This window comes from Pandoraea pulmonicola (assembly GCF_000815105.2).
GTDB classification, from domain to species: Bacteria; Pseudomonadota; Gammaproteobacteria; order Burkholderiales; family Burkholderiaceae; genus Pandoraea; species Pandoraea pulmonicola.
The window spans coordinates 3,383,920-3,399,445 of sequence record NZ_CP010310.2 but is presented as its reverse complement, the minus strand read 5'-3'; the positions used below and the strand labels follow the sequence as shown (position 1 = coordinate 3,399,445).

At 64.3% G+C, this 15,526-nt stretch carries 12 protein-coding genes and 1 tRNA gene; 6 read left to right on the top strand and 7 right to left on the bottom strand.

What is annotated here, in order from left to right:
* Positions 1 to 87: 87 nt before the first annotated feature.
* The gene (gene argE, locus RO07_RS14550) at positions 88 to 1,305 is read right to left on the bottom strand and encodes an acetylornithine deacetylase (protein ID WP_039411701.1); all 1,218 of its coding nucleotides are present in this window, start codon (positions 1,303 to 1,305) and stop codon (positions 88 to 90) included.
* 234 nt (positions 1,306 to 1,539) lie between these two features.
* Entirely contained in the window at positions 1,540 to 5,004 is a 3,465-nt protein-coding gene (gene mfd, locus RO07_RS14545; RefSeq protein ID WP_039411699.1) for a transcription-repair coupling factor, read from the bottom strand.
* 109 nt (positions 5,005 to 5,113) lie between these two features.
* On the opposite strand from mfd, the gene ispD reads away from it, so the two are divergent.
* On the top strand, positions 5,114 to 5,836 hold the full coding sequence (ispD, locus tag RO07_RS14540; protein WP_039411697.1) for a 2-C-methyl-D-erythritol 4-phosphate cytidylyltransferase: 723 nt from the start codon (positions 5,114 to 5,116) through the stop codon (positions 5,834 to 5,836).
* Between the two features lie 190 nt (positions 5,837 to 6,026).
* Positions 6,027 to 6,443: a 2-C-methyl-D-erythritol 2,4-cyclodiphosphate synthase gene (ispF, locus tag RO07_RS14535; protein WP_052267596.1), complete on the top strand. Its 417-nt coding sequence runs from the start codon at positions 6,027 to 6,029 to the stop codon at positions 6,441 to 6,443.
* A 194-nt stretch (positions 6,444 to 6,637) separates the two neighbouring features.
* Here the strand turns inward: ispF and RO07_RS14530 are convergent, their stop codons facing one another.
* The 4 genes from RO07_RS14530 to ompR form a co-directional block, all read right to left on the bottom strand.
* On the bottom strand, positions 6,638 to 7,165 hold the full coding sequence (locus RO07_RS14530) for a carboxymuconolactone decarboxylase family protein (RefSeq protein ID WP_039411695.1): 528 nt from the start codon (positions 7,163 to 7,165) through the stop codon (positions 6,638 to 6,640).
* Between the two features lie 59 nt (positions 7,166 to 7,224).
* Entirely contained in the window at positions 7,225 to 7,773 is a 549-nt protein-coding gene (locus RO07_RS14525) for a peroxiredoxin (RefSeq protein WP_039411693.1), read from the bottom strand.
* Between the two features lie 237 nt (positions 7,774 to 8,010).
* On the bottom strand, positions 8,011 to 9,351 hold the full coding sequence (locus RO07_RS14520; protein WP_115089119.1) for an ATP-binding protein: 1,341 nt from the start codon (positions 9,349 to 9,351) through the stop codon (positions 8,011 to 8,013).
* A 189-nt stretch (positions 9,352 to 9,540) separates the two neighbouring features.
* Positions 9,541 to 10,266 (bottom strand): osmolarity response regulator transcription factor OmpR, encoded by a 726-nt coding sequence (gene ompR, locus RO07_RS14515; protein ID WP_010808867.1) that lies wholly within the window; start codon positions 10,264 to 10,266, stop codon positions 9,541 to 9,543.
* Between the two features lie 168 nt (positions 10,267 to 10,434).
* On the opposite strand from ompR, the gene RO07_RS14510 reads away from it, so the two are divergent.
* The 3 genes from RO07_RS14510 (at position 10,435) to RO07_RS14500 (ending at position 13,934) form a co-directional block, all read left to right on the top strand.
* On the top strand, positions 10,435 to 10,761 hold the full coding sequence (locus tag RO07_RS14510) for a hypothetical protein (RefSeq protein WP_147284638.1): 327 nt from the start codon (positions 10,435 to 10,437) through the stop codon (positions 10,759 to 10,761).
* 78 nt (positions 10,762 to 10,839) lie between these two features.
* Positions 10,840 to 12,516 (top strand): DUF1800 domain-containing protein, encoded by a 1,677-nt coding sequence (locus RO07_RS14505; RefSeq protein ID WP_084072622.1) that lies wholly within the window; start codon positions 10,840 to 10,842, stop codon positions 12,514 to 12,516.
* Positions 12,517 to 12,656: 140 nt separating this feature from the next.
* Positions 12,657 to 13,934 carry a DUF1501 domain-containing protein gene (locus RO07_RS14500; protein WP_039411690.1) on the top strand — a complete coding sequence of 426 codons (1,278 nt, stop codon included), beginning with the start codon at positions 12,657 to 12,659 and terminating at the stop codon, positions 13,932 to 13,934.
* Between the two features lie 137 nt (positions 13,935 to 14,071).
* Here the strand turns inward: RO07_RS14500 and RO07_RS14495 are convergent, their stop codons facing one another.
* Positions 14,072 to 14,959, bottom strand: coding sequence for a squalene/phytoene synthase family protein (locus tag RO07_RS14495; RefSeq protein ID WP_072637053.1), 888 nt, complete (start codon positions 14,957 to 14,959; stop codon positions 14,072 to 14,074).
* 293 nt (positions 14,960 to 15,252) lie between these two features.
* Here RO07_RS14495 and RO07_RS14490 point away from each other — a divergent pair.
* Positions 15,253 to 15,339: transfer RNA gene (locus RO07_RS14490), tRNA-Leu, on the top strand.
* Positions 15,340 to 15,526 lie beyond the last annotated feature (187 nt).

Below are 15,526 nucleotides of genomic sequence, written 5' to 3'. Positions count from 1 at the left end.
CCAAGGCAACGGGCCGCATCCGCGAAGCGGATACGGCCCGGTAAAAAAGTCATGCGTGCATCATGCGGCGGGCATGGCCGGCGCGATTCAGGCGCCGACCGTGTTGCTGCGGATCAGCTTCTGCAGGAACGACTCGCACTGCGCGATCTGTTCCAGCGACACGAATTCGTTGGGCTTGTGCGCCTGCTCGATATTGCCCGGACCGCACACGATCGACGGTACGCCAGCCAGTTGGAACTGGCCCGCTTCGGTGCCGTAGGCGACCTTGCGCTTGTCGGTGTCCTTGGTCAGGGCGCGCACGAGTTGCGTGATGGCGTCCTGCTCGGAGGCGTCGAGCGCCGGCGCGGCGGCGATCTTCCTGAATTCGATGCCGGCGTTCGGATGTTCCTTCTGCATCTTCGGCACGAGCTCTTCCATGGCGTATTGCTGAATGCGCTGGAAGATGTCCTCGGCGTCCACGCCAGGCAGATTGCGGTACTCGAAGACGAACTCGCACAGCGCCGGAATCGTGTTCAGTGCAATGCCGCCGGAGATCGTGCCCGTCTGCGCCGTGGTGAACGGTACGTCGAAGAGCTCGTCGAACGGGCCGTTCTGCTTGAAGTGATCGGCCAGGTCGCGGATGTAGCAAATCAGGCGCGCCGCGTATTCGATGGCGTTCGAGCCCTTGGGCGTGAGCGACGAGTGCGCCGCGTGACCGCGCACGCAGCATTGATAGGCATTGATGCCCTTGTGCGCGACGATCACGCGCATGCTGGTGGGCTCGCCCACGATGCAGCCATCCGGACGAATGCCGCGCTCGCGCAGTTCGGCGAGCATCACCGGCGCGCCCACGCAGCCGATCTCTTCGTCGTAGGAGAACGCGAAGTGGAACGGCGTCTTGAGCCTGGCGTCGCGCATGGCGGGGAGCATCGTCATGACCGAGCCGATGAAGCCCTTCATGTCGCACGTGCCGCGGCCGTACAGGTTGCCGTCGCGCACGACCGGCTTGAACGGATCGATGTCCCAGGCCTGGCCGTCGACCGGCACCACGTCGGTGTGGCCCGACAGGACGATGCCGCCTTGCGTATTGCCGTCGGCGGCCGGCAGCGTCACGAACAGGTTGGCCTTGCGCTTGGTGGCGTCGTAGGACAGCCACGGCTCCACGCCGGCGTCCTTGAGCGAGTCGCGCACCGTCTCGATCAGGCCCAGGTTCGATTCGCGGCTGGTGGTGTCGATACTGACCAGCTTCGTGATCCAGTCGAGCGATGCCGGCTGGCTCTCGGTGGCGGCCTGCGGGGCAATGGCTTGGGGGGAAGCGCTTGTCATTCGAATCTCCGGAAATCTTCCAGTCATATACGGCATACGATCTGGGAAATGGTACTCAAAAATAATTTAGAGGTAAAAGGTTGCTTGCACAACGGTTCTTACCTCGCGGGAATCGGCACGCCGGGCAAGGGTTTGCCCGGTGCTTCCGGATCCGGGCTAGCGGAAATTGGTGCGCTGCACACGGCGGCGAGCCCATCGTCGCGCTCGTTGCCGTGTGCATGAGAGATGTGAACGTCAGGCCGCGCGTGCGCCGGGGGCGCTCAGCGCGCGCAGCGTCTCCTTGATGGCGCGTACGCGGTCGGTCAGTTGGGCGTGCTTGGCCTCGATGCGCAGCTTGTCCTGACCGGCAAGCTTGATATGGCGATGCTTCTGCACGAGTTCGATGATGCGCATCGGATCGACGGCCGGGGTCGGCTCGAACTGCAGCGCGATGGCTTCCTCGCCCGCGTCGATCTTGGTGATGCCCAGCGGCCTGGCCAGCAGGCGCAGGCGGTGTGTCTCGATGAGCGCCTGCGCTTGCTGCGGCAGCTTGCCGAAGCGGTCGACGAGCTCTTCCTGGATCGTGTCGATGGCGTCGGCGTGGGTGCCGTTGGCGAGGCGCTTGTAGAGCGAGAGACGCTCCTGGACGTCGCCGCAGTAATCGTTCGGCAGAATGGCCGGCACGTGCAGGTTGATTTCCGTCGTGGCGGCCAGTGGCGCGGTGAGATCCGGCTCGCGGCCGGCCTTGAGCGCGTTCACGGCGTCGGCCAGCATGTCGGTATAGAGCTGGAAGCCGATCTCGTGAATCTCGCCCGACTGCTTGTCGCCCAACACTTCGCCCGCGCCGCGAATCTCCAGATCGTGCATGGCCAGATAGAAGCCCGCGCCGAGTTCCTCCATCTGCTGAATCGCTTCCAGACGGCGCTGCGCCTGCTTGGTCAGTGCCTTCGGATCGTGCACCAGCAGATACGCGTATGCCTGGTGGTGCGAGCGGCCCACGCGGCCACGCAACTGGTGCAACTGTGCGAGACCGAACTTGTCCGCGCGATGCATCAGGATCGTGTTGGCCGTGGGCACGTCGATGCCGGTCTCGATGATGGTCGTGCACAACAGCACGTTGGCGCGCTGCGTGACGAAGTCGCGCATCACGCGCTCCAGATCGCGCTCGTGCATCTGCCCGTGCGCGACGACGATGCGCGCCTCGGGCACGAGTGCTTCCAGTTGCGCCTTGCGGTTCTCGATGGTCTCGACTTCGTTGTGCAGGAAATACACCTGCCCGCCGCGCTTGAGTTCGCGCAGCATGGCCTCGCGGATCACGCCGTCTTCCTCGCGTCGCACGAACGTCTTGATCGCGAGGCGCTTCTGTGGCGCGGTGGCGATGACCGAAAAGTCCCGCAGCCCCTCGAGCGCCATGCCCAGCGTGCGCGGGATCGGCGTGGCGGTGAGCGTGAGCACGTCCACTTCGGCGCGCAGCGCCTTGAGGGTTTCCTTCTGGCGCACCCCGAAACGGTGTTCCTCGTCGATGATGACGAGTCCGAGGCGCTGGAACTGGATGTCGTTCGAGAGCAGCTTGTGCGTGCCGATCACGATGTCGACCTGTCCCTCGTTGATTGCCTTCACGCTCGCGTTCACTTCCTTCGCGGTCTTGAAGCGCGACAGTTCGGCGATGCGCACCGGCCAGTCCGCGAAGCGGTCGGAGAAGGTTTGCGCGTGTTGCTCGGCGAGCAGCGTCGTGGGTGCGAGCAGGGCGACCTGCTTGCCGTCGAGCACGGCGATGAAGGCCGCGCGCAGCGCCACTTCGGTCTTGCCGAAGCCGACGTCGCCACATACCAGTCGGTCCATCGGACGCCCGCTCGTCATGTCGCTCATCACGGCGGCGATGGCGGCGGCCTGGTCCGGCGTCTCCTCGAAGCCGAAGCTGTCGGCGAACTTCTCGTAGTCACGCGGCGACAGTTCGAACGCATACCCCGAGCGCGCGGCGCGACGCGCGTACAGATTGAGCAGTTCGGCGGCGGTGTCGCGGATCTGTTGCGCAGCGCGGCGCTTGGCGCGCTCCCACTGGCCGGAGCCGAGCGAGTGCAACGGCGCGGTGTCGGGATCGGCGCCGCTGTAGCGCGAGATCAGATGCAGTTGCGAGACGGGCACATACAGCTTGCTGTCGCCCGAGTATTCGAGGTGCAGAAACTCGGTTTCGCCTTCGCCGAGGTCCATGCTCACGAGGCCCTGGTAGCGACCGATGCCGTGCTGGCTGTGCACCACCGGATCGCCGACCTTGAGCTCGGCGAGATCGCGCACCATCGAGTCGACCGAGGTCGCCTGCTCCTGGCGACGTTTGCCGGCACGGCGCGCGAGGCCCTCGTAAAGCTCGTTCTCGGTGACGAAGGCGAGATCTTCCGTCGGCAGCAGGAAACCGGCGGCGAGTGGCGCGACGCCGATGGCAAAGCGCGCGTCGGACGTGAGGAAATCTTCGAACGATTCGACGGAGACCGGGCGCAAATCGTTGTCGTGCAGCAGTTGCAGCAGCGTTTCGCGACGGCCGGCGGAGTCGGTGCACAGCAGCACGCGGGCGGGTGTGCGGGCGAGATAGGCGCGCAACGCGGCGAGCGGATCGTCGGCGCGACGGTTGATCGCGAGCGGCGGCAGCGCGATCGCCCAGGTGCCGTCGCCCGGCGTCGGCAGGGTCAGTCGAGCGAACGGCTTGGCGAGCGTGAAGAAGTCCTGATCGAGCAGGAACAGTTGCTCCGGCGGCAGTACGGGCCGTTCGCGGTCGTGCGACAGGAAGTTGTAGCGCTGACGCGTGTCGTTCCAGAAACGATGGATCGCCGCTTCCAGATCGCCCACGAAGACCAGTTGCGCGTCGGCGGGTAAATAGTGGAACAGCGTGGCGGTTTCTTCGAAGAACAGCGGCAGGTAGTACTCGATGCCCGCCGAGGGCACGCCGCTGCCGATGTCCTTGTAGATCGGGCTGCGGCTCGGGTCGCCCTCGAAGACTTCGCGCCAGCGGCCGCGAAAGGCCGTGCGGGCCGGTTCGTCGAACGGAAATTCACGACCCGGCAGCAGACGCACCTCCTTGACCGGGTACAGGCTGCGCTGTGTGTCCGGATCGAACGCACGGATGCTGTCGATCGTGTCGTCGAACAGATCGAGGCGATAGGGCAGGGCCGAGCCCATCGGGTAGAGATCGATCAGGCCGCCGCGCACGCAATATTCGCCGGGGCGCATGACCTGACTCACGTGCTCATAGCCGGCGAGCGTGAGCTGCGACTTCAGGCGCGCTTCGTCGAGCCGTTCGCCTTGCGTGAAGAAGAACGTGTAGGCCGCCATGAAACTCGCGGGGGCCATGCGGTAGAGCGCGGTGGTGGCCGGCACCAGCACGATGTCGCAACGCTTCTCGCCAAGGTCGTGCAGCGTGGCCAGACGCTCCGAGATAAGGTCCTGGTGCGGGGAAAACGTGTCGTACGGCAGCGTTTCCCAATCGGGCAGCAGGCGCACGCGCGCCTCGGGCGCGCACCACTTGAGCTCCTGCTGCAGACGCAGTGCGTCGGTCGCCTGCGCGCACACGACGGCGAGCAGCGGCACGCGTTCGCGGTTTTCTTCGAAGTAGCGGGCGATGAGCAGGGCGTCGCTCGAGGCGTGCGAGCCGGCAAAGGCATAGCGCTGTCCCGCTTTCACGAGCGGCACGGGCACGGTATTACGGGATAGGGCGTTGGCGGATGACATAGGAAAAGCGTTGCAGAAATGGCAAAGCACGGGACTCCATCCACATGGGGCCCCGTGACAGTCAGCGTCTATTATAAAATCCCCGCTTTACCCTTACCTGCGTTTTATCGTGAGCGACCGACTTTTTGCCGTCATCCCGTGCGCCGGCGCCGGTGTGCGTGCCGGGGCAGACGTGCCCAAGCAATACCGGAGCGTGGGCGGACGTGCCATGCTTCACTATGCGCTCGCGGCGTTCGACGCCTGTTCGGAGTTCGCACAGACCGTGCTGGTGCTGGCCCCGGACGACGATCATTTCGATGGCCGGCGTTTCGGCCCGTTGCGTTTCGCGGTGCGCCGCTGCGGCGGTCCGTCGCGTCATGCGTCGGTGCTCGGTGGCCTGCAGGCGCTCACCGAGTTTGGAGCGCAGGACAGCGACTGGGTGCTCGTGCACGATGCGGCGCGCCCCGGCATCACGCCGACGCTGATTCGTGCGTTGGTCGAAGCGTTGCGTGACGATCCCGTCGGCGGTATTCTGGCGTTGCCGGTGGCCGATACGCTCAAGCGCGAGCACTCCCCTGTCGAGAAGGGGACGCTGGCCGCCGTGCAGGCGACCGAGTCGCGCGACGGCCTGTGGCAGGCACAAACGCCTCAGATGTTCCGTCTCGGCATGCTGCGTCACGCGCTGGAAGATGCGCTTGCCGCGGGCGCCGAAGTCACCGACGAAGCGAGCGCCATCGAGCGCCTCGGCCATGCGCCGAAGCTCGTGCGCGGCAGTCTGCGCAACTTCAAGGTGACATATCCCGAGGACTTCGCACTCGCCGAGGCGTTCCTTGGCGCCACCAAGCCGGCGTGAGCGTGAGGGCTTCGGGCCCGCTCCCACGTATCCGTTGTACCGTTTCTTCGCATCTGGACGATACTCAATGACTGAACAAGCCGATTCCTCCCGCGCATCTGGCGCGCAGTCCAATGGGCCGAACGTGCCGAAACTGCGGATTGGGCAGGGCTACGACGTGCATGCGCTCGTACCGGGCCGTCCGCTGGTGATGGGCGGCGTGACCATTCCGTTCGATCGAGGCCTGCTCGGCCATTCCGATGCAGACGTGCTGCTGCATGCGATCACCGACGCCGTGCTGGGCGCGGCGGCGCTGGGCGACATCGGTCGCCACTTCCCCGACACCGATCCTACGTTCAAGGGGGCGAACAGTGTCGTATTGCTCAAGGAAGCGATGCGTCGCGTGCGCGAGCAGGGCTATGACGTCGTCAACGTGGACTGCACCGTGATCGCGCAGGCGCCGAAGCTCGCACCGCATATCGGTGCGATGACGCAATCGGTCGCCGACGCACTCGGTGTGAGCGTGGGACAGGTCAATGTGAAGGCGAAGACGAACGAGAAGCTGGGCTATCTCGGCCGTCAGGAAGCTATCGAAGCGCAGGCGGCGGCGTTGCTCGTCGCCATCTGAATCGGTGCGTGGCGGGTGTCGATGCGACGCTCGCATGAATGGCGTCCATGACGAAACGGCGCTGCGGGAAGCCATCCCTCAGCGCCGTTTCGTTCTGTCGCGCATCGCTTCGCCGCATGCGCCATGTCGAAATGGCCGGTGTTAGCCACTTATGCTACTTACGCGGCGTACGTCGCGTAAGTAGCTTGAATAGCTTAAGCGGCCTCGGCGGCGAGCACTTGCGCAGCGGCGTTGATGACCGCGGCGATGCGGCCGACGTCGCGCAGTTGCGCGGTGCTCATGCCTTGCTCGTTGGCGAGCAGGCCGTAGTGCGACTTCACGCAGAAGTGGCACTTGCCGACGATGGACGCGGCGAGCGCATACATCTCGAAGCGGCGCTGATCGACGCCGCCGCGCGTTGCATAGCCGTTCATGCGCAGTTGCGCCTTCTCGTTCTTGAGATCGGCATTGTCGGCCATCTCAAGATACGGGTACCACGTGTTGTTCATGCCCATGAGCGCGGCAGCGGTCAACGCGCCTTCCAGCTCTTCGGGAGACAGTACGCCGGCTTCGCGGATCGCCTTGACGATCGGCTGGCTCTTGGCCGCGAACGCGGCGGCGAGGGCCACGCCCACGGCATCGTTGCCTTCCAGCGAGGAGCGGGCGATCGTGCCGTCGAGGTTCAGGCGGATGTCCTTGGCGTAGTCGGGGATCTGCGCCTTAATCGCGGTGAGGAATTCCATAAATTTCTCCTATTGCTTTGGGCTGAAAAAGCCCGCTTGCGCGGGCTTCGAGACGATGCTTACAGCGTTGCACCGCCGACCGCGCGGTTGCACGGGCAGAGTTCGTCGGTTTGCAGGCCGTCCAGAATACGCAGCACTTCTTCCGGGTTGCGGCCGACGTTCAGGTTGTTCACCGAAACGTGCTGGATGGTGTTGTCCGGGTCAACGATGAACGTTGCGCGCAGGGCCACGCCGGCTTCCTTGTCACGCACGCCGAGCTGGTCGATCAGGGCACCCGTGGTGTCGCCGAACGAGTAGTGGTTCAGCTTGTTCAGGTCCTTGTGCTCACGGCGCCATGCCAGCTTCACGAATTCGTTGTCGCCCGAGCCGCCGAGCAGCACGGCGTCGCGATCCGCGAAATCCTGGGTCAGCTTGGCGAATTCGACGATTTCGGTCGGGCACACGAACGTGAAATCCTTCGGGTAGAAGTAAATGATCTTCCACTTGCCCGGGAACGAGGCTTCGGTGATCGTTTCGAACGCCGACTGGCCGTTTTCTTCGTGGTTGTTGAAACCAGGCTTGGCCGCTTGAACCGAGAACGCTTCGAGTTTGTCGCCGACAGTTTTCATCGATTTACTCCTTAATAGATGCGGTGAATGTTGGATGTCATAGGTACATCGCAACCTGCAACTGACCGGATTCTCACGATCCCGGCCAACTAAAGCAGTATACGCTATCAATTAATTGATAGCAATAGTTTATTTTTATATGGGAGATAGTTAAATCAAATCCCGTCGATAGGATTTTGCGGGGTGCCCGAAAGGCAAGCCCTGAGCATAGCCAAATTTGCCCGGCGTTACACCCCTTTATTTAGCAAGCGGGAATGACACGATGATTTCAAGGCCGCTTCCCGGGCGAACGTTTCGCAGCGACGCGTGGCCTTTGTAGCGCGAGGCGATGCGCTGGACGATCGCCATGCCGAGCCCCGTGCCGTCGGCCTTGGTACGCGCCGTATCGACGCGATAGAACGGGCGGAACACGAGCGCGAGCTGGTCTTCGGGAATGCCGGGGCCGGTGTCGCGCACGCGCATTTCGACGCGTTCACCGAGGACTCGCGTCGAGATATGCACGTTGGCGATGTCCGTTTCCGGATCGCGGCCGTATTTGCGTGCGTTCTCGATCAGGTTCGTGAGCAGGCGCTTGAGATCGGTGCGCTCGGCGAGCACGGGCGCGGCATCGTCGAGTTCCATGGTGATCTTCAGATCTTCGCGGGCCTCGAAGGTGGCGGCCGTCTCGCGGACGATGTCCGAGAGGTCGAGCGACTGCATCGCGCGCGAGGCGGGGCGGGCGTAGTCGAGGAAGCGGCCGATGATCTCGTCCATCTGTTCGATGTCGCTGATCATGTCGCGTTTGACCGATTCTTCCGACGGGCTCATCTCCGTTTCCAGTCGCAGCCGGGCGAGCGGCGTGCGCAGGTCGTGAGAGATGCCGGCGAGCATGAGCGCACGGTCGGCCTCGAGCCGTTCCAGTTCCTGCACCATCTGATTGAAACTGCGGTTGGCCTCGGCGGCTTCGCCCATGCCGCGCTCGGGCAACGGATCGGGGCGCTGCCCCTCGCCGATGGCGCGCGCCGCGTGGGCGAGGCGCGCGAACGGCCGGTTCACGAGCGCGGTGATGAAGGCGGCGCCGATGAGCGAGAGCGCGAGCGCGAACGTGCCCCAGCTGAAAAGCTGCAGACCGGTGGCCGTATCGATGCGGTCCTGCTCGATGGCGACCCAATAGTCGTCTTCATCGATCTTGAAGCTGATCCACATCGCCGGGATTTCGTTGACTTCGGCGGCGATGACGGTATCGGTGCCAAGGCGGCGCTGCACGTCGCGAACGATCAGATCCTGGACCACGCCACCAGGCTGCTTTTCCACCTTGTCGGCGGGTTCGCGAGGATACACGCGAATGCCTTCGTTGCTCTCCAGGTCCTGCAACAGTGCGCGGCGCAGATCCGGCTCGGAGTAGAGCAGCGCCGTGCGCGTGAGTTTGACGATCGACACGAGTTGCTGCGCGACGCGTTGTGCCCGGGGCTCGCGTTCGATCACGCGAAAGCTCTGGTACCAGGCGGCCAGGCTGACGCCGATGAGCAGGGCGATGAGGAAAAAGGTACGCCAGAACAGACCACCGAACAGCCCGCGTACCATCCGGATCGGATGCATGGGGTTGCTCCGTCTAAAGCGTCATGCCTACGGAAGGGACGACCTGAAGCGTCGGCCGGCGGCGCTCGAGGTCAATGGAGAACTGCGGCACGGGGGACGGCAGGGGACAAGTCACGACACCGATGCGCGAGCCACGCGAACGTGGTGCGACCGGCGCCGTTTTGCTGCATGAGACGTGAGGCTCGCCGATCACGCGCCGCCATCCGGGATGAACACGTAGCCGAGGCCCCAGACGGTCTGGATGAAGCGGGGGCTGCCTGGGTCCGGTTCGATGAGTTTGCGAAGACGCGAGATCTGGACGTCGAGGCTGCGATCGAACACTTCGTATTCGCGACCGCGTGCCAGTTCCATGAGCTTCTCGCGCGATAGCGGCTGACGCGGATGCCGTGCGAAGACCTTGAGCACCGAGAACTCGCCGGTGGTGAGGGCGATTTCCTGGCCGTTCTTGGTGAGCGTACGCGTGGCGAGGTTCAGGGCGAAGTCGCCGAACTCGAACGTCTCCATCGTTTCGCTGGGCGCACCGGGAAGCTCGGGTGGCGCTTGACGACGCAGCACGGCGTGAATGCGGGCGACGAGTTCGCGCGGATTGAAGGGCTTGGGCAGATAGTCGTCCGCGCCCATTTCGAGGCCGACGATTCGGTCGACATCCTCCCCTTTGGCCGTTAACATGATGATCGGCGTGCGGTCATTCGCGCCACGCAGGCGGCGGCAAATCGACAGACCGTCTTCACCGGGGAGCATCAGGTCCAGCACGAGCAGATCGAAACGCTCGCGCACCCAGAGCTTATTCATGGCCGTCGCATTTTCGGCCACGAAGACATTGAAACCCTGTTCCCCGAGGTAACGACGCAACAGGTCGCGCAGGCGCGGATCGTCGTCGACAACCAGAATTTTGGGAGAGTTTTTGTTTTCCATGCCACGTATCTTAGCCCGAAATGTTGCGAACTGAGGAGGCCGCCAAAGCGGGTTACAAAGGGTTACACAATTTACCCTACGGCTTGTGCGCTGACCATAGGCAGTCGGTACACTTGCAGCCCTGCCAGGGCGAAAACAGCTGCATGGCATGAAGGACATACGCACAAGATGAGATGGGCTGCTGAGTTGACGCTATTGTTCGGGGGAATCATGCTCTGGGGACACCTGAGCGTGACCTATGCCCGTCCCGTGCCCCATTTCAGTGCCCAGACGCAAGACGCAAGCGAACCCAGGCTGCAGCGCAACATGCCGGCGCCTTCGCCGCGCAGTCCGTCGAAGGGGGCGCCAACCGCGAGCGATCCCGGGACCGAGCGTCGCAGCGACGATTTGCGGAATCCGCCGGGCCGCCGTTCCAATGGTCACATGTCGGCCGAAGACAGGCGTCTGCTGCGTCAGCACATCCAGGATGCCGTGCGCGAGTTGTACACTCACTGATTGCTTCCAGGAAGAACGTTGCCGCCGAACTACGCTTCCCCCCAAACGCCAGTAATGTCACATTGACGCGAGCGTCTCATGAAGCCGAATCGAACCCCGCCAGCCTCTGTCGACGCTGGCTTTTTTTGCGCTCGTCGCAAGCGATATGCGGCAGGTGCGACGCGACTCGGTCGGCTGTTGCTGGCGCCGGTCGTGATCGTCGCGATGGGGGCGGCGCCGCCCGGCGTGCATGCCGAAACCGCGAAGCACTCGACGACGACGCACAAGTCTCGCACGGCGCCATCGCGCGGCGCCGAGCGCGCAGTCGATCCGGCATCGCGTGTCCTGAGCGCTGACGATGCGCGCTATCTGCTTACCCGAACTGGCTACGCGCCCGATGCGCGCGAGCTGGCGCCGTTCGTCGGGTTGACGCGTGTGCAGGCCGTCGACCGACTGCTGTCACAGACGCGTCGCGCCGCGGTCACGCTGCCGCCCGACTGGGTGAACGACCCGCCGTTGTATGGCGCGCCCGCCAAGAACATGACCGACGAGCAGCGCAAGGCGCTCAACGAGCGGCGCAACCGCATGGCGGCGTCGCTCGCGGGATGGTGGGCGCAGGAGATGGCCAGCACGCCGTCGCCACTGACCGAGCGCATGACCTTGTTCTGGCACAACCACTTCGTGTCGAGCGACGACAAGGTGCGCGAGCCTGTCGTGCTCTATCGGCAGAACGTCCTGTTGCGGGCAAATGCGCTGGGCAACTTCGGCACATTGCTCCATGAGGTGTCGAAGGATCCCGCGATGCTCATCTACCTCGATGGCGCGGGCAGTCGCAAGGGGCGTCCCAACGAGAATTTCGCGCGAGAGGTGATGGAGTTGTTCACACTCGGCGAAGGGCATTACAGCGAGCAGGATGTGCGCGAGGCGGCGCGTGCCTACACGGGCTGGAGCATCGATCGGCCGGCGATGACCTATGCATGGCGAGCGAACGTTCACGACACGGGCGTGAAGACGGTGCTCGGGCAGACGGGGGATTTCGACGGCGACCAGGTGCTTGACATCCTGCTGGGGCGTCCGGAAACGGCGACGTTCCTGACGGGCAAGCTGTGGCGCGAATTCGTGTCGCCGACGCCCGATCCGGTGCAAGCCGCGAAAGTGGCCGACGCGTTTCGTGCGAGTGGTTACGACATACGCGTCGCGCTGCGGGCCTTGTTCCTCGCGCCTGCGTTCTGGGACACACGAAATCGCGGCACGCTGGTCAAATCGCCATCGGAATTCGTGACGGATGCGGTGCGCGAGTTCGACATCGGCTACGACGATCCGCAGATGCTCGCGCAGCAGATGCGGGTGCTCGGTCAGGACTTGTTTCGCCCGCCCAACGTGAAGGGATGGCCGGGTGGCGACGCGTGGATCGACAGTACGACGTTGCTCGCGCGCAAGCAGTTCGTCGAGCGCATGTTCCGGGCGACGGAGAATGCCAATGCGGGCGGACCGTCGATGATGGCGCCGTCGATGTCGGCGCGGGCGGGCGTGCAGCGTACGGCGTTGCGTGCGACGCCGGCGATGCCGAGAACGGTGGCGGGTGTGCGGTTCGATCTCGCGCGTTGGTTGCAGCCGTATGCGTTGGGGCCGGTCGACGTGCCGGACGCCGCGTCGCGCGAAGCGTTGCAGCGGGCGGTGTTGCCGTTCGCCCCTGCCGCGCCGCAGACCTCCGGCGACAGCAGCGCGGCGTATCTGCAGGCGCTGCTCATGGATCCCGCGTACCAGTTGAAGTGAGCGGGCCAGGGCGCTGGAGTCTGCGCGGTCGGTACTCGGAGGGGCGAGGTGCGGGTTCGTGTGACGGGGAAGTGGGTGCGTGTGCCATGCGCGTGCGTGTCCGATGAATGCAGGCCAATGTGGGTGGTGAGAGGTGTGAGATGCGTGAATTTCGGCGGCGGGATTTTCTGACGTTTGCGGCGGGGCTGGGTGCGGCATGGCTGACGCCGCTGACCGCGGTGGCGGCAGCGCGCGATCTGTCCGGCACGCTGCCGGGTACACCGGGTACACCGGGTGCGCCGGGGAGAGGCATGGCACAGGCCGGTGGCAACTACGGCAACTTGCTTATCCTCATCGAGCTCAAGGGCGGCAATGACGGCTTGAATACCGTCATTCCGTACGGCGATCCGTTGTATGCCAGTCTGCGGCCGAACATTGGCATCAAGCGCGAGAAGATCATCCAGCTTGACGGCCATAGCGGGCTGCACCCGGAGTTGGGGGCGCTCATGCCGATGTGGCAAGCGAAGGAATTGGCGATCGTGCAGGGCGTGGGGTATCCGCAGCCGAATCTGTCGCATTTCCGATCGATCGAAATATGGAATACGGCGTCGCGCGCCGACGAGTATTTGCGAGACGGCTGGCTGTCGCGTGCGTTCGCCGAGCATGCGGTTCCGGCGGGGTTCGATGCTGACGGCATCATCGTCGGTAGCGCGGAGCTCGGGCCGCTCGCTGGCGGCGCGCGTGCGGTCACGTTGACCAATCCGGCGCAGTTTCTTCGCGATGCGGGGCTGGCCTCGGCAAATGCGGCGCAGGTGAGCAATCCTGCGCTGGCGCACGTGCTGAGGGTGGAGAACGACATTGTGAAGGCAGCGGATGGGTTGCGTCCGCGGCAGGGCCAGTATGTGCTCAAGACGTCGATGCCATCGGGCGCGTTCGGCAATGTGGTGAAGACGGCGTTGCAGGTTGTTGCGGCGGCCGATTCGCCGACGGGGGTGCCGCAGCCGGGGCGCGGCGTCGCGGTGTTGCGTCTGACGCTGAACGGCTTCGACACGCACCAGGATCAGCCGGGGCAGCAGGCCAATCTGCTGCGTCAGTTGGCGCAGGGGATGATGGCGTTGCGCGCGGGGCTCACGGAACTGGGCCGCTGGCAGTCGACGATGATCGTGACATATGCCGAGTTCGGTCGGCGTCCGCGAGAGAACCAGAGCAACGGAACGGATCACGGCACGGTTGCGCCGCACTTCATCGCGGGCGGCCGGGTGCGAGGCGGGTTGTACGGCGAGGTGCCGCGTCTGGACCGTCTGGATGGCAACGGCAACCTGCCGTTCGCCGTCGACTTTCGCGACGTCTACGCGACCGTGTTGCAGCGATGGTGGGGAATGAGCCCGCAGCCGGTGCTCGGCGGAGCGTTCAAGCCGCTGGACGTGTTACGGGTGTGAGTCGGTTGCGCGGTGCCGACGAAAGTCGTGCGTATTGCCCCGGCATGACGATTTATGGGTTTTCACAGCGTTCGGTACGCCGATTCGTCAGCACGGGAACAGCGCTCGCGTTTCCTGAGCTCGTTCGTCGGCGACGTTCAACGAGCGCGCCACGCGCGCCAGAATTTGCGAAGCGGTGTGAGGTCGATGCGTTGATGGAGCACCTGATAGTCGCTGGCGGCGACTTCATCGAGGAGGGCCAGTTGCAGCGCGGCGAGTGCGAGTAATGGTTTTTGTTTGCGGCGATCGCGCTTGGGGATCGCTGCGGCTGCGTCGACGATGGCTTGACGTGCGCGTGCGTGCTGGAACTTCATCAATTCGACGAATGCGGGGGAGTACTTGCCGTTCTGTAGGTCGGCGGCCGTGACGCCGAAGCGCTGCAATTCGTCGATGGGGAAATAGACGTATCCGGCGCGTGCGTCGACGCCCGCGTCTGTGACGCGTCGGCCGAGCGTGATGGCGTGGCCGAGCGCGCGGGCGAGGGCGGGGGTCTGGGTGTCATCGAAACCGTAGACGTGCGAGGCGAGTTCTGCGGGGGCGCCTCCGGCGGCGTCGCAGTAGTGGGCGAGGCCGGCGAAGTCGAGATAGCGCATTTGTGAGAGATCCATCTCGGCGGCGTGCAGAACGGCTTCGAAGGCGTCGCGCGACAGCCTGGACGATGTGACGACGGGCGTGAGGGCGCGTGTGACGGGGTGCGCCGGCGTGCCGGAGAAGAGGCGAGCGAGTTCCTGGCGCCACCAGTCGAGCTTGGCGTGGGCGACGCCGGGATCGTGGACGGCCGAGTGGATGTCTGCGATTTCCTGGCAGAAGGCGTGGACGGCGTAAGCCGCGTCGCGCTTGGACGGCGGGAGTTGCAGCAGCGCGTAGTAGAGGGCGGAGCCGGGAGGGCCGGCTTTCTGGCGGCAGTAGTCGTTGGCTTGCGGGTGGCCCTGGGCGGGGTTGGCGGGGGAGCCGGAGTGCTCGTCGGCGTTCTCGTGGGGTTGCATGCGAATGGGGTATCGGTTTGGTCAGGTGCCCGGAAGTGGGTGCGCGGGCGCGCAACCGGGGCAGATGCCATGAATTGGTGCGAATTCTAGCATTGCGGGGCATGGTGACGCGTGTGGGGCAAAGATGGAATTGGCAGATTGCTGGTGAAATTCACTTCGTGTAGAATGCTCGCCTGCTTTGACGCATGCAGCGGGGCGGTGGCGAGTCGCCTCTTTTCATGTCCGACAGGACGCATGCCGTCGACCCGATGCCGGGCGTCGTACCTTACCCAGGTGAGCGACGCCCACGGGCTGCGAGGATGGCGAAATTGGTAGACGCACCAGGTTTAGGTCCTGACGCCCGCAAGGGTGTAGGGGTTCGAGTCCCCTTCCTCGCACCAAAAAACCCTTAAAAATCATTGGGTCGAAATTTAAGGCTGGCAAAAATCTAGCCGGTTTTTGCCTGTTTTTCTCCCGAAATGCCAGCTTCTGTGCCAGCCTTTCTGGCGAACTTTTCTACGGCTTTGTCTCCGGCGCGCACGTCCGCGGAAGGCATCCATCGCCCGTAGATTCGCGCGATCATGGTCC